Below are 12920 nucleotides of genomic sequence, written 5' to 3'. Positions count from 1 at the left end.
CATGCCGGATCGGCGCGAGAGCAGGAGCGACATCCTCTCGGCGGTCGTCGCCGTCCTCTCGACCCGCGGGGCGGAGCACCTCAGCATCCGTACCGTCGCGGCCGAGGCCGGCGTCTCAGTGGGGGCCGTCCAGCACCACTTCCCGACGAAGCAGGCGCTGCTGGCCGGCGCGATGGCCCGGGTCGAGGAGCGCTTCCGCGAGCGGATGCGGAGCCGCCTGGAGGCCGAACCCTCGGCCGAGGTGCGGCTGCGCGTCTTCTGCGACGAGATCGCGTGCGTCGCGGACGAGGACGTCCCCGACGCGATCGTGTGGACCGCCTTCGCCTCCCGCGCCGGCACCGATCCGGAGATCCGCGCGATCCACACCGCCGGCTGGTCGCGCACGGAGGACGTCGTCCTGGAGCTGCTGCGCGCCGCGCATCCCGCGGCGTCGTTCGGCGCCGACGACGCGGCGCTTCTCCTCGCAGTCCTCGACGGCATCGCGGTCTCCCGCGCGGCCGAGCGGCCCGCCCGCCTCTCCCCCGCCCGCGCCCGCCGCCTGATCGGCACCGTCCTCGAGCAGCTCGCCGCCCGCTGACCCCCCAAGACCCGAGCAGCCGTCCGCGCGGGAACCCGGCTCTCGGCACGCCGCTCCGCGGCCACTCGACCAGCAGGGGCAGGGGCGCCCTCTCCCCGCAAGGTGGAGGGCGCGTCCGAGAATCGCGTGGCAGCGATTCGAGGCAGCCCGACGGAATACGCTCTGCGGAACGCACCCCGTCGGGAGGCCGACCGCGCTGAGCCGCGCAGGGAGCGGCTCAGAAACGGACTCAGCCCAGCGCCCGCTCGATCTTCTCCGTAATCTCGTTCTGGTCGAGGTAGTTGTCGATGACGACGACCTCGGCGAAGGTGCGGCCGATGCGGTCGACGAGCTCGCCGGAGGTGAGGATGACCTGCGCGTCGGCGGCGAGCGCGTCGACGGAGGCCAGGTCGGAGGCGATCACCTCGGCCTCGAGGTCGAGGGTCTCGAGGGCGCGCTCGGCGCCGAGCTTGAGGATGGCGGAGGTGCCGATTCCGGCGCCGCAGAGGGTGACGATCTTCATGCGCTTCTTCCGTGGTGCGGGTGGTGCGGGGTGCTGTCGGTGAGGACGGCGTTGATGCTGCGGAGGGTGCGGGCGGCGGCGAGTGCACCGACCGCGTCCGGACGGCTGAGCACGTCGGCGAGCCCGGAGACGAAGCCGACGTGCCCGTGCGCCTGGGTGGCGGCGATCCCGATGACGACCGAGACCGGATCGTTGGTGCTGTGCCCGAAGGCGACGGGCTCGGCCAGCGTGACGACGGAGAGGCCGTCCGCGAGGACGTCGTTGCCGGGCCGGGCGTGCGCGAGGGCGAGCCCGGGCGCGATGACGATGTACGGCCCGAGCACGTCGACCTGCTCGACCATGCGCCGGGAGTAGGCGGCGTCCACCGCGCCGGTCCGCTCGAGCGCACGGCCCGCCTCGAGGACGGCCTCCCGCCACGATCCGGCGGAGTGGCGGAGGGCCACCGCCTCCTCGGGGAGCGCGTCGAGCGGCACCGTCAGGCCGCCTCGAAGCCGGCGCTGATCGTCTCGACGAGCTCGCGGCGCTCGTCGAGCGGCAGGAAGGCGGCGTGAGCCGCGTTCAGCTGGAAGGCCTCGAAGTCGTCGAGGTCGTACCCGAACGCGTCGGACAGGAGGGCGAGCTCGCGGCTGAGTGTCGTCGCGCTCATCAGGCGGTTGTCGGTGTTCACCGTGACGCGGAAGCCCAACTGGTAGAGCAGGTCGAAGGGGTGGTCGGCGAGCTCGGCACCCCACGCGGCGACGGCGCCGGTCTGCAGGTTGGAGGAGGGGCTGAGCTCGAGGGCGATCTCGCGGTCCTTCACCCACTCCGAGAGCTCGCCGAGGGTCACGTAGCTCGCGTCGTCGTCCTGGCGCTCGATACGGATGTCCTCCGCGATCCGGACGCCGTGACCCAGGCGCAGGGCGCGGCCGTCGAGCAGGGCGGAGCGGATGCTGTCGAGGCCGTCCGCCTCCCCCGCGTGGACCGTGGTCGGGAAGTGCGCCGCCGCGAGCAGCTCGAAGGCGGGACGGTGCCGCGAGGCGGGGAAGCCCGCCTCGGCTCCGGCGATGTCGAAGCCGATCGCACCGCGCTCGCGGTGGCGCAGCGCCAGCTCGGCGACCTCGAGCGAGCGGTCGGCGTGCCGCATCGCGGTGATCAGCTGGCCGACGCGGATGCGGTGTCCCTCCGCCGCCGCCTCCTGCACGCCCTGCTGCAGCCCCTCCTGGACCGCCTCGACAGCCGCGTCGAGCGAGAGCCCGGCGCGCTGGTGCTGCTCCGGCGCCCAGCGCACCTCGCCGTGGACGACTCCGTCGGCGGCGAGGTCGAGCACGAACTCGCGGGCCACGCGCTCGAGCGCCGGCGCGGTCTGCATCACGGCGACCGTCGTCTCGAAGGTGGCGATGTAGTCGGTGAGGGAGCCGGAGTCGGCCGTGGCGCGGAACCACTCGGCGAGCGCGTCCGGCTCCTCGGCCGGGAGCGGCACGCCCGTCTCGCGGGCGATCTCGAGGACCGTCCCGGCCCGCAGCCCCCCGTCGAGGTGGTCGTGCAGCGACACCTTGGGGAGCTCGTCGATGAGGACGCGCTCGCCCGGGAGGAGGTACTCCTCGGTCTGATCGGTCACGGTGCTCCTCGCAGGTCGGCGGTGGTTCGCCGACCACCCTAGAGGGTCGGCGGGAGCGGCTCGCCGGGCGGCGCCTCCTCCGTGCCGGGCGGCGCGGGGCTAGGAGACGCGCTCCGCCACGAGGGGGCCGCCGTCGAGCACCTCGTCGCCGTCGTCGCCGATCCGGTAGGCACCGTCGAGCGCCTCGAGCGCCCGGGCGAAGCGCTCCGGCTCGTCGGCCGACAGCGTGAGCAGGGGCCGGCCCGCGCGGACGCGGTCGCCCGGCTTCGCGTGCAGGTCGATCCCCGCCGCGTGCTGCACCGCGTCGGCCTGGCGGGCGCGTCCGGCGCCCAGGCGCCAGGCGGCGATGCCGAACGGCAGCGCCTGCTGCTCCACCAGGACGCCGTCGCGCTCGGCGACCACGACGTGGGTCTCGCGGGCCTCGGGGAGCGCCGCATCCGGATCCCCTCCCTGAGCGCGGATGACCGCGCGCCAGGTGTCCATCGCCGCGCCGCCGTCGAGGGCGCGCTCGACGTCCGCGTCCGGCTGCCCGGCGAGGGCCAGCATCTCGCGGGCCAGGGCCAGCGTCAGCTCCCGGACGTCCGAGGGGCCGCCGCCGGCGAGCACCTCGACCGACTCCCGCACCTCGTTCGCGTTGCCGATGGCCAGACCGAGCGGCACGTTCATGTTGGTCAGCAGCGCGGTGGTCCGCACCCCCGCGTCGTTGCCGAGGTCGACCATCGCCCGCGCCAGCTCCCGCGAGCGCTCGATGTCGACCATGAACGCGCCGGAGCCGAACTTCACGTCGAGCACCAGGGCGTCGGTCCCCTCGGCGATCTTCTTCGACATGATCGAGGACGCGATCAGCGGGATCGCCTCGACGGTCCCGGTGATGTCCCGGAGCGCGTAGAGCTTCTTGTCGGCGGGGGCGAGGCCCGAGCCCGCGGCGCAGATCACGCCGCCGACCGTCCGCAGCTGCTCCAGCATCTCCTCGTTGCCGAGGTCGGCCCGCCAGCCCGGGATCGACTCCAGCTTGTCGAGCGTTCCGCCCGTGTGGCCGAGCCCGCGTCCCGAGAGCTGGGGCACCGCCACGCCGAAGGAGGCGACCAGCGGCATCAGCGGCAGCGTGATCTTGTCGCCGACCCCGCCCGTGGAGTGCTTGTCGACCGTGCGCTTGCCGAGTCCGTCGAACCGCATGCGCTCGCCGCTGGCGATCATCGCCAGGGTGAGGTCGCGGATCTCGTCGCGCTCCATCCCGTTCAGCAGGACCGCCATCGCGAAGGCCGCCATCTGCTCGTCAGCGACGTAGCCGCGGGTGTAGGCGTCGATCAGCCAGTCGATCTGCGCGGTCGAGAGCGTGCCGCGGTCGCGCTTGGTGCGGATGATGTCGACGGCGTCGAAGTCCTCGACGGGGGTGGTGCGGGTCATGCGGGGTCCTCGGTTCGGGAGTGGGAGCGGTGACGGCGGCCCTAGGAGGCGGCGTAGGCCTCGAGCGTGCGCGGGCCGAAGGCGTCGGGGATGACCTCGTCGATCGTCTTCACGCCCGACACGGTCTGGAGGAGCATGCCCTCGGCCGAGTGCTCGAAGAGCAGCTGGCGGCAGCGCCCGCAGGGCATCAGGACGCCGCCCTTCCCGTCGACGCAGGTGAAGGCGACGAGCCGGCCGCCGCCCGTCATGTGCAGAGAGGACACCAGCGCGCACTCGGCGCAGAGCGTGAGCCCGTAGGAGGCGTTCTCGACGTTGCAGCCCGAGATCGTCCGGCCGTCGTCCACGAGCGCGGCGACCCCGACGGGGAACTTCGAGTACGGGACGTACGCGTGGCTCATGGCCTCGAGCGCGGCCTCGCGCAGCGCCTCCCAGTCGATGTCGGTCACGACGGCTCCTCTCAGGACTTCAGGTACGGCTTGCCGGCGGCGGCCGGTCCGCGGGACTGGCCGACGAGACCGGCCACCGCGAAGATCGTCACGACGTACGGCAGCATCAGCATGAACTCGCTGGGCACGGGCGAGCCGATGACGCCGAGCACGTTCTGCAGGTTGGTCGCGAAGCCGAACAGGAGCGACGCGAGCGTCGCCTTGATCGGGTCCCAGCGGCCGAAGATGACGGCGGCCAGGGCGATGAAGCCCGCACCCGCGGTCATCTCCTTGCCGAACGCGCCGACCGCGTCGAGCGTGTAGTACGCGCCGCCGACTCCGGCGATCGCCCCGGCGAGGGAGACGTTCCAGAAGCGCGTGCGGGCGACATCGATGCCCACGGTGTCCGCGGCCTGCGGGTGCTCGCCCACGGCGCGCAGGCGGAGGCCCCACTTGGTCTTGAACAGGCCCCACCACACCGCGAAGATCGCGAAGTACATCAGGTATACGATCACCGTCTGGTTGAACAGGACGGCGCCCACGATCGGCACCTGGCTGAGCACCGGGATCGGGAGGCGGTCGAACTTCACCGGCGAGTTGAACGTCGACGCATCGGCGGAGAGGACCTGGGAGTAGAGGAAGCTCGTCAGGCCGGTCACCAGCACGTTCAGCACGACTCCGACGATCACCTGGTCGACCAGGTACTTGATCGCGAAGGCGGCCAGCACGAACGACACCAGGACGCTCGCGACCATCGCCGCGAGCAGGCCGAGCACCGGCTGGCGGGTGAGGGAGCCGACCATCGCCGCGGTGAAGGCGCCGGCGAGCAGCTGCCCCTCGATCGCGACGTTGACGACTCCGACACGCTCCGAGATGACGCCGCCGAGCGAGCCGAAGATCAGCGGAGTGGCGAGCCCGACGGTCCCGAGCAGCAGTCCCGAGACGGGCAGCGCGGCACCGGCCGACGCCCAGACGAGGAACCCGATCAGGAAGACCAGGGCGAAGACCGCCGAGAGCCAGAGCGGGATCCGGCGGCCGGCGCGGGTGAGCCCGGCCGACGCGACGGCCAGGGCGACCAGGAGGATCGCGACGACCACGCCCGTCCCCCGCGTCGGGAACGGGATGTCCGGCAGCGCGAAGAAGTCGGTCCCCGCGGCGAGGCGGAACGAGCTCGTCCCGTCGCGGCCGAGGGCCACGAAGAGGACGACGGCGAGCAGCGCGAAGACGCCGAACGCGATCGGCGCCTTCCAGCTGCGGATCACGACGCGGTCGGGGGCGGTGGCGACGGCGGTGCTCATGCGGACACCTCCGAGGTGCGGCGGGTGCGGCGCTTCGGGGCTGCCCCGGGCGTCGGGAGGCGGAAGATCGCGCGCACCAGCGGCGGTGCGGCGATGAAGAGGACGATCAGCGACTGGACGACGAGGACCACGTCGATCGGCACGCCCTCGGCGGCCTGCATCGAGTAGCCGCCCGCCTTGAAGGCGCCGAAGAGGATGCCGGCGAAGAACACGCCCCAGGGTCGGGAGCGGCCCAGCAGCGCGACCGTGATCGCGTCGAAGCCGATGCCCGCGTCGATCCCGGAGGTGAAGCCGGTCGTGACCGTCCCCATCACCTGGGCGCTGCCGGCGAGGCCGAGCAGGCCGCCGGAGAGCAGCATCGCGTACACGTAGCTGTTCTTCACGTCGATGCCCGCGACCCGTGCCGCGTGCGGGTTCTCCCCCACCGCGCGGAACTTGAAGCCGATCGTCGAGCGGTTCAGGAGCCACCAGACGAACACGGTCGCGAGGACCGCGAAGACGAAGCCGAGCGTGAGCGAGTATCCGGGGCCGAGGAGCGCCGGGAAGACCGCGGTCTCTTTCATCCCGGGCGACTTCGGGTTGTTCGAGCCGGGCGCCTGCAGGGCGCCGGGCGTCCGCAGGAGGTAGGAGATCAGGTAGAACGCGACGTAGTTGAGCATGATCGTGAGGATCACCTCGTGCGCGCCGGTGCGGGCCTTGAGCAGTCCCACGAGTCCGCCCCAGAGCGCGCCGCCCAGGATGCCGGCGGCAAGCGCGACGATCAGGTGCACGCCCCACGGGAGGTCGAAGGAGAAGCCGACCCAGCCCGCGCAGGCGGCGGCGATCAGCATCTGGCCGCGGCCGCCGATGTTGAACAGGCCGACGCGGAAGGCCAGCGCCACTCCGAGCCCGCCGGCGATCAGCGGAGTCGCGAAGGCCAGGGTGTCCGTCAGCGGCTTGATGCCGTTGGCGAAGCCCTCGCGGCGGAAGTTGTAGACCGAGCCCTGGAAGAGCGAGGAGTAGGCACCGGAGACGGACTGCCAGATCGCCTGCAGGGTGTCGAGCGGCCGGGCGAAGAAGTAGCCCGACGCCGCCTGGACGTCCTTGTCGGTCGCGGCGATCAGCACGCCGCCCGCGATGAGGGAGAGCAGCACGGCGAGCACCGACATCAGCGCGGTGCCGGAGAGGATCTCGCGCAGGACGCGGGAGGCGCCGCTCTCGAGCGGGCCGGGGCGCACCTCCTGATCCGGCTTCTGGCCGGGCTCGAGCCCGGACGCCTTCTCGGTCTCCGCGTCGGGATCGACCGCGGGCAGTTGCGCGTCGCTCACGCCGCCGCTCCCTTCTCGGCGGGCGTCTGCCCGGCCATCATGAGCCCCAGGACCTCGCGGGGCGTGTCGGCGGGGACGATGCCGATGATCCCGCCCTTGTACATGACCGCGATGCGGTCGGCGAGCGCCGCGACCTCGTCGAGCTCGGTCGACACCACGATCACGGGTACCCCGGTGTCGCGCGTCTCGACGATGCGCTTGTGGACGAACTCGATGGAGCCGACGTCGATGCCGCGAGTGGGCTGCGCCGCGATGAACAGCCGCAGCTCCCGGCTGAGCTCGCGCGCGAGCACCACCTTCTGCTGGTTGCCTCCGGAGAGGCGGCCGACGTGGGTGCCGATCCCCTGGGCGCGCACGTCGAACTCGCGCACCCGCTCCTCGGCGAAGCGCTCGAGCTCCTTGAGCCGCAGGCCCAGTCCCTTCACGAACGGACCGCGGTCGCTGCGGTCGAGCATGAGGTTCTCGGCGATCGTGAACTCGGCGACCAGACCGTCCTCGGTGCGGTCCTCGGGGACGAAGCCGACCCCCGACTCGAGGACGCGGCGCACGGACAGCCCGTCGAGGCGGCGCCCGTCCAGGGTCACCGAGCCCTCGACCCGCTCCTGCAGGCCCATGATCGCCTCGGTGAGCTCCGTCTGGCCGTTGCCCTGCACGCCCGCGATCGCGAGGATCTCGCCGCGGCGGACCTCGAAGGAGACGTCGTCGACGACGGCCTGACCGTTGGCGTCGCGCACGGTGAGGTTCGAGACGACGAGGGCCTCGTCGCCCGGCACCGCCTGCTCCTTCTGCACCGTCAGCTCGACGGCGCGGCCCACCATCAGCGAGGCGAGCTCGGCGTTGCTCGCCGTCGGCGACGCCTCCCCCACGACTCTGCCGAGGCGGATGACCGTGATGCGGTCTCCGACCTCGCGCACCTCGCGGAGCTTGTGCGTGATGAAGACGATGGCGGTCCCGGCCGCACGCAGCTGGCGCATGATCGCGATCAGCTCGTCGGTCTCCTGCGGGGTCAGCACCGCGGTCGGCTCGTCGAACACGAGCACCCGGGCGTCGCGCGAGAGCGCCTTGATGATCTCGACCCGCTGCTGCACGCCGACGGGGAGGTCCTCGACCAGGGCGTCGGGATCCACGTCGAAGCCGAAGCGGTCCGAGATCTCGCGCACCCGGGCGCGCGCGGCGGCGAGGTCCAGGCGCCCGCCGGCCTTCGTCTCCTCGTGGCCCAGCATGACGTTCTCGGCGACGGTGAACACGGGGACGAGCATGAAGTGCTGGTGGACCATCCCGATGCCCGCCTTCATGGCGTCACCCGGACCGGAGAAGTGCTGGACCGCGTCGTCCAGCAGGATCTCCCCCTCCTCGGCCTGGTACAGGCCGTAGAGCACGTTCATGAGCGTCGACTTGCCCGCGCCGTTCTCGCCGAGGAGGCAGTGGATCTCACCGGGTTCGACGGTGAGATCGATGTGGTCGTTGGCCACGAGCGCGCCGAAGCGCTTAGTGATGCCACGCAGTTCGAGCTTCATGGGACCAATCTAACTTTCGGTTCGCGCCACGATGCGCCGTCGGCCGGGATCGAGGGACGCAGCGGAGCCGATCCGCCCGCCGGACCGACGAAGAGGCCGGCGGTCCCGAGGTGTGCTCGGGCCCGCCGGCCTCTTCGAGTAAGCGGCTAGGACGCCGCGGGAGCGGACGGGGAGGTGACGGTGATGGAGCCGTCGATGATGCCCGCCTTGATGGTGTCGAGCTCGCCCTGCAGGTCGCCCGAGACCTTCGACTCGAAGTCGTGGAACGGCGCGATGCCGACTCCGTCGTTCTCGAGGGTGCCCACGAAGGGAGTGGGGTCGAAGTCGTCGGCTCCGGCGGAGCTGGTGACGTCGGTCGTGCCGGCCTCGATGCCCTTGAGGATCGAGGTCAGGTACAGGTCGGCGCCGTCGGGGTAGGTCTCGTACAGGTCCGCGTCCACGCCGACCATCGCGATGTCCTTGCCGGAGTCGCGGATCGCCTCGATCGCCGACTGGAAGATCGGACCGCCGACGGGGAGGATGACGTCCGCGTTCTGGTCGATCAGCGACTGCGCGGCCGACTTGGCCTCGACGCCCGCCGCGAAGCCGCCGGTGAAGGAGCCGGTCTGCGCGTCGACGTCCCAGCCGACGACCTTGACGTCCTTCCCCTTCTGCTCGTTGTAGTACTTCACGCCGTCGGCGTAGCCGTCCATGAAGATCGTGACGGTCGGGAACTGCTGGCCGCCGTAGGTGCCGACGACGCCGGTCTTGGAGTACGACGCGGCCGTGTAGCCGGCGAGGAACGCCGCCTGCGAGGTGTCGAAGGTGATCGGCTTGACGTTCGGCAGGTCGATCGACGCGTCGTCGATGATCGCGAAGTCGATGTCCGTGTTCGCTTCGGCCGCGGCCGACGTGGCCTCCGCCAGCGCGAAGCCGACGGTGATGATCAGGTTGCAGCCCTGGTCGACGAGGCTGGTCAGGTTCGGGGCGTAGTCCGTCTCGGACTCCGAGGTGACGGTCTTCGGCGTGACACCGAGGTCCTCCGAGGCCTTCACGAGGCCGTTGTAGCCGAGCTCGTTGAACGACTTGTCGTCGAACCCGCCCGCGTCGGAGACCATGCAGGGCAGGAAGTCGCCACCGGCGGCGGCGCTGGAGCCGCTCTCCTCGGGGGCGGAGGCGCAACCGGCGAGAAGCGCGGTGACGCCGAGGGCGGCGAGACCGCCGAACGCGGCCTTACGCGAGGTGATAGTCAAGATGTCGTCCTCCAGGAATGCGGCCCCGCGCGACGAGCGCAACAGGGCGTCGATTCCCACACGTTACCCAATGTGACAAGCCGCTCAGCCGCCCGGACGGTGGTGGTCAGGAAGAGTTACACAGTGTTGATCTTCGCGACACGCGGAGCGTGTCGCGGGGCGCGGTCGGCTGGGCTCGATTCCGAGCCGCGGGGCGGCTCGGCGCGGTCGGCTGGGCTCGATTCCGAGCCGCGGAGCGGCTCGGCGCGGTCGGCTTCGCGACGGGTGCGTTCCGCAGAGCGGGTCGCGTCGGGCTGGCCTGAATCGCTGGCACGCGATTCCGGCTCGCGGCCCTCTCCCCTGCTGCCGGATGTCGAAGGCGTTCGGAGGAGCTCCGCGCTGCGCGCGGTCGGGCTCGACGCGATGCTCCTCCATGGTGGTCGAGTTGCCGCGGAAGCGGCGGATCGAGACCCAGCCACCAGCACCCAGGGCGACGGCCGAGGCCCTCATCGAGGGTGGTCGAGTGGCCGCGCGAACGGCGTATCGGGACCGCCGCACGCGCATGAGGCGAGGGGCGGAACGGCGAAGCGCGGCGCCTCCGAGGGGAGGGCCGCGCTTCGACGGGTGGGACGGAGTGCTAGAGGACGTCGGTGCGGCCGGAGAGGCGCAGGGCGTCGACGACGCCCTTGACCTTCTGGGCGTTCTCGGTCGTGGTCACCAGGAGCGCATCGGGGGTGTCCACGACGACGATGTCCTTCACTCCGATGAGGGCGATGGTGCGGTTGCCGCCGCTGACGACGATCCCCGTCGCGGAGTCGGCGAGCACACGCGCGTCCTCGCCGAGGATGGCGAGGTCCGAGCGGAGTCCGCTCGAGTGCAGCTTCGCGATGGACGCGAAGTCGCCCACGTCGTCCCAGGAGAAGTGGCCCGGCACAACGGCCAGCTTGCCCGCGGCCGCGGCCGGCTCGGCGACGGAGTAGTCGATCGCGATCTTCTCCAGGCCCGGCCAGATGCGGTCGACGACCGCGCCGCGCTCGGGGGTGTCCCACGCGGCGGCGAGCTCGAGCAGTCCGGCGAGCAGCTTCGGCTTCGCGCGGCCGAGCTCCTCGAGGAGGCGGTCGGCGCGGGCGATGAACATGCCCGCGTTCCAGAGGTACTGACCGCTGGAGAGGTAGGCGCGCGCGGTGTCGGCGTCGGGCTTCTCGACGAAGGAGTCGACGGCGAGCGTGTGCGTCGCCCCGTCGATCCCGAGGTGCTTCCCCGTGCGGATGTAGCCGAAGCCCACGGCAGGCTCGGTCGGCGTGATGCCGATGGTCGCGATGTAGCCCGCGTCCGCCGCGACGACGGCCTCGGCGACCGCGTCGTGGAACAGCTGCTGACCGCTGATGACGTGGTCGGCGGCGAACGAGCCGATGATCACGCCCGGCTGGCGGCGCTCGAGGATGGCCGCGGCCAGGCCGATCGCGGCGGACGAGTCGCGCGGCTCGCTCTCGAGGACGACGTTGAGGTCCTCGAGGCTCTCGAGCTGCTCCTCGACGGCGGCGCGGTGCGCGCGCCCGGTCACGACCATGATCCGGTCGGCGCCCGAGATGGGCGCGAGGCGGTCCCAGGTGTCGCGGAGGAGGGTCCGTCCCGACCCCGTCAGATCGTGCAGGAACTTCGGGGCGTCGGCCCGGGAGAGCGGCCACAGCCTCGAGCCGATCCCGCCGGCGGGGATCACGCTGTAGAAGCGGTCGAGCGGGGCGCGGCCATCGGTCTCAGGTGATGTCATGTCCGCAGGATACAAGGGAGCCCGAGCGCGACCGTCCGTTCACCCGAGCGCGCGCCGCCGTTCATCCCGCCGCCGTAGCGTCCGGGGCGTGAGAGTCGCGGTCGTCACCGAGAGCTTCCTGCCGTCCTTGAACGGCGTGACCACGAGCGTCCTGCGGGTGCTCGACGAGTTCGCGGAGCGCGGGATCGAGGCGCTCGTCGTCTGCCCGGCCGCGGGGGCGCCGGGCCACTACGCGGGCCACCGCGTCGTGGAGCACCCGGCGATCGCCTACCGCGACTTCCCGGTCGGGATCCCCACGCTCGCCCTCACCCGGGAGCTGGCCGACTTCGAGCCCGACGTGGTGCACGTCGCCTCGCCCTTCCTCCTCGGCGCCCGCGCCATCGCCTCCGCCGGTCGGCTCGGGGTGCCGAGTGTCGCGATCTACCAGACGGACGTCGCGCGATTCGCGGCCCGCTACGGCATCCGCGGCGCCCGCGCCCTCGCCTGGCGGGTGATCCGCCAGATCCACGCCGGGGCGGACCTGACCCTCGCCCCCTCCACCAGCGCCCTCGACGACCTCGCCGCCGCCGGCATCGAGCGCACCGCGCTGTGGGGCCGCGGCGTGCAGAGCGAGCGCTTCCACCCGCGCCGCCGCTCCTCCCCCTACGCGCAGGCCGTCCGAGCCGGACTCGGCGCCGACGACGCGCTCGTCGGCTACATCGGGCGCCTCTCCCCCGAGAAGAGGGTGGAGCGGATGGCGGCACTCGCCTCCCTCCCGCACGCGGAGCTGGTCGTGGGCGGCTACGGCCCCTCCTCCGCCCGGGTCGCCGCCGCCCTCGGCCCGGCGGCGCGGATGCTCGGCCGGCTCGACGGCGACCGGCTGCCGGCGGTCTTCGCCGCGCTCGACGTCTTCGTGCACACCGGAACGGAGGAGACGTTCGGCCAGACGGTGCAGGAGGCGCAGGCGTCCGGCACCGCGGTGGTCGCGCCGCACGCGGGCGGCCCCACCGACCTCATCGAGCACGGCGTGGACGGCCTGCTCTACGCGCCCGAGAGCGACTCCGACCTCCGCCGGCAGGTGGAGCGCCTGGTCCGAGATCCCGCACTGCGCGCCCGGCTCGGCGAGGCGGGCCGCCGCCGCGTGCTCCACCGCACCTGGAGCGCGCTCACCGACGAGCTCCTCGCGCACTACGCGACCGCGGGGGCGCCCGCCCTCGCCCTGCCCCGCAGCTAAGGCTCGCCTAAGCCGCGCCCGCCTGCGAGCGCGCTTAGAATCGGAGGGCGAGTTTCTCGTCGCTCCCCGCCCCGTCCCCGTCCACGCGACGTGGG

General features: G+C 72.2%; 12 protein-coding genes. 2 read left to right on the top strand and 10 right to left on the bottom strand.

Annotated elements, in window-relative coordinates:
* The first annotated feature begins 1 nt into the window (after nucleotide 1).
* Nucleotides 2-577: a TetR/AcrR family transcriptional regulator gene (locus tag C5C56_RS02435; RefSeq protein ID WP_104249480.1), complete on the top strand. Its 576-nt coding sequence runs from the start codon at nucleotides 2-4 to the stop codon at nucleotides 575-577.
* 229 nt (nucleotides 578-806) lie between these two features.
* Here the strand turns inward: C5C56_RS02435 and C5C56_RS02430 are convergent, their stop codons facing one another.
* From C5C56_RS02430 to C5C56_RS02385, 10 genes are all read right to left on the bottom strand, one after another.
* Nucleotides 807-1079, bottom strand: coding sequence for a PTS sugar transporter subunit IIB (locus C5C56_RS02430; RefSeq protein ID WP_104226416.1), 273 nt, complete (start codon nucleotides 1077-1079; stop codon nucleotides 807-809).
* Nucleotides 1076-1552: a PTS sugar transporter subunit IIA gene (locus C5C56_RS02425; protein ID WP_104223177.1), complete on the bottom strand. Its 477-nt coding sequence runs from the start codon at nucleotides 1550-1552 to the stop codon at nucleotides 1076-1078. The genes C5C56_RS02430 and C5C56_RS02425 overlap by 4 nt, the downstream gene beginning before the upstream one ends.
* Nucleotides 1553-1554: 2 nt before the next feature.
* The gene (locus C5C56_RS02420; RefSeq protein ID WP_104319052.1) at nucleotides 1555-2676 is read right to left on the bottom strand and encodes an adenosine deaminase; all 1122 of its coding nucleotides are present in this window, start codon (nucleotides 2674-2676) and stop codon (nucleotides 1555-1557) included.
* 99 nt (nucleotides 2677-2775) lie between these two features.
* Nucleotides 2776-4083: a thymidine phosphorylase gene (locus C5C56_RS02415; protein ID WP_104226418.1), complete on the bottom strand. Its 1308-nt coding sequence runs from the start codon at nucleotides 4081-4083 to the stop codon at nucleotides 2776-2778.
* A gap of 41 nt (nucleotides 4084-4124) precedes the next feature.
* A complete protein-coding gene (locus C5C56_RS02410) occupies nucleotides 4125-4529 on the bottom strand; it encodes a cytidine deaminase (RefSeq protein WP_104223180.1) in 405 nt (134 codons plus the stop codon).
* A gap of 11 nt (nucleotides 4530-4540) precedes the next feature.
* Nucleotides 4541-5806, bottom strand: a complete 1266-nt coding sequence (locus C5C56_RS02405; protein WP_104223181.1) for an ABC transporter permease — start codon at nucleotides 5804-5806, stop codon at nucleotides 4541-4543.
* Nucleotides 5803-7113 carry an ABC transporter permease gene (locus C5C56_RS02400; RefSeq protein ID WP_219812597.1) on the bottom strand — a complete coding sequence of 437 codons (1311 nt, stop codon included), beginning with the start codon at nucleotides 7111-7113 and terminating at the stop codon, nucleotides 5803-5805. Before C5C56_RS02400 ends, C5C56_RS02405 begins: the two co-directional genes overlap by 4 nt.
* Nucleotides 7110-8630: an ABC transporter ATP-binding protein gene (locus tag C5C56_RS02395; protein WP_104223182.1), complete on the bottom strand. Its 1521-nt coding sequence runs from the start codon at nucleotides 8628-8630 to the stop codon at nucleotides 7110-7112. The genes C5C56_RS02400 and C5C56_RS02395 overlap by 4 nt, the downstream gene beginning before the upstream one ends.
* A gap of 146 nt (nucleotides 8631-8776) precedes the next feature.
* Nucleotides 8777-9862, bottom strand: a complete 1086-nt coding sequence (locus C5C56_RS02390) for a BMP family protein (RefSeq protein WP_104232890.1) — start codon at nucleotides 9860-9862, stop codon at nucleotides 8777-8779.
* A gap of 616 nt (nucleotides 9863-10478) precedes the next feature.
* The gene (locus C5C56_RS02385; RefSeq protein ID WP_104226420.1) at nucleotides 10479-11612 is read right to left on the bottom strand and encodes a mannose-1-phosphate guanylyltransferase; all 1134 of its coding nucleotides are present in this window, start codon (nucleotides 11610-11612) and stop codon (nucleotides 10479-10481) included.
* 88 nt (nucleotides 11613-11700) lie between these two features.
* On the opposite strand from C5C56_RS02385, the gene C5C56_RS02380 reads away from it, so the two are divergent.
* Nucleotides 11701-12825: a glycosyltransferase family 1 protein gene (locus tag C5C56_RS02380; protein WP_181065415.1), complete on the top strand. Its 1125-nt coding sequence runs from the start codon at nucleotides 11701-11703 to the stop codon at nucleotides 12823-12825.
* Nucleotides 12826-12920: the final 95 nt, after the last annotated feature.

The organism is Rathayibacter sp. AY1D1, assembly GCF_002932635.1.
GTDB lineage: Bacteria > Actinomycetota > Actinomycetes > Actinomycetales > Microbacteriaceae > Rathayibacter.
Note: the sequence above shows the minus strand (reverse complement) of the source record. Positions and strands in the feature narration are given on the sequence as shown.

Bases quoted from the DNA above. Each gene is read 5' to 3' on its own strand.
- C5C56_RS02395 (WP_104223182.1), bottom strand. From the start codon at position 8,630: ATGAAGCTCGAACTGCGTGGCATCACTAAGCGCTTCGGCGCGCTCGTG.
- C5C56_RS02430 (WP_104226416.1), bottom strand. From the start codon at position 1,079: ATGAAGATCGTCACCCTCTGCGGCGCCGGAATCGGCACCTCCGCCATC.
- C5C56_RS02415 (WP_104226418.1), bottom strand. From the start codon at position 4,083: ATGACCCGCACCACCCCCGTCGAGGACTTCGACGCCGTCGACATCATC.
- C5C56_RS02385 (WP_104226420.1), bottom strand. From the start codon at position 11,612: ATGACATCACCTGAGACCGATGGCCGCGCCCCGCTCGACCGCTTCTAC.
- C5C56_RS02435 (WP_104249480.1), top strand. From the start codon at position 2: ATGCCGGATCGGCGCGAGAGCAGGAGCGACATCCTCTCGGCGGTCGTC.
- C5C56_RS02405 (WP_104223181.1), bottom strand. From the start codon at position 5,806: ATGAGCACCGCCGTCGCCACCGCCCCCGACCGCGTCGTGATCCGCAGC.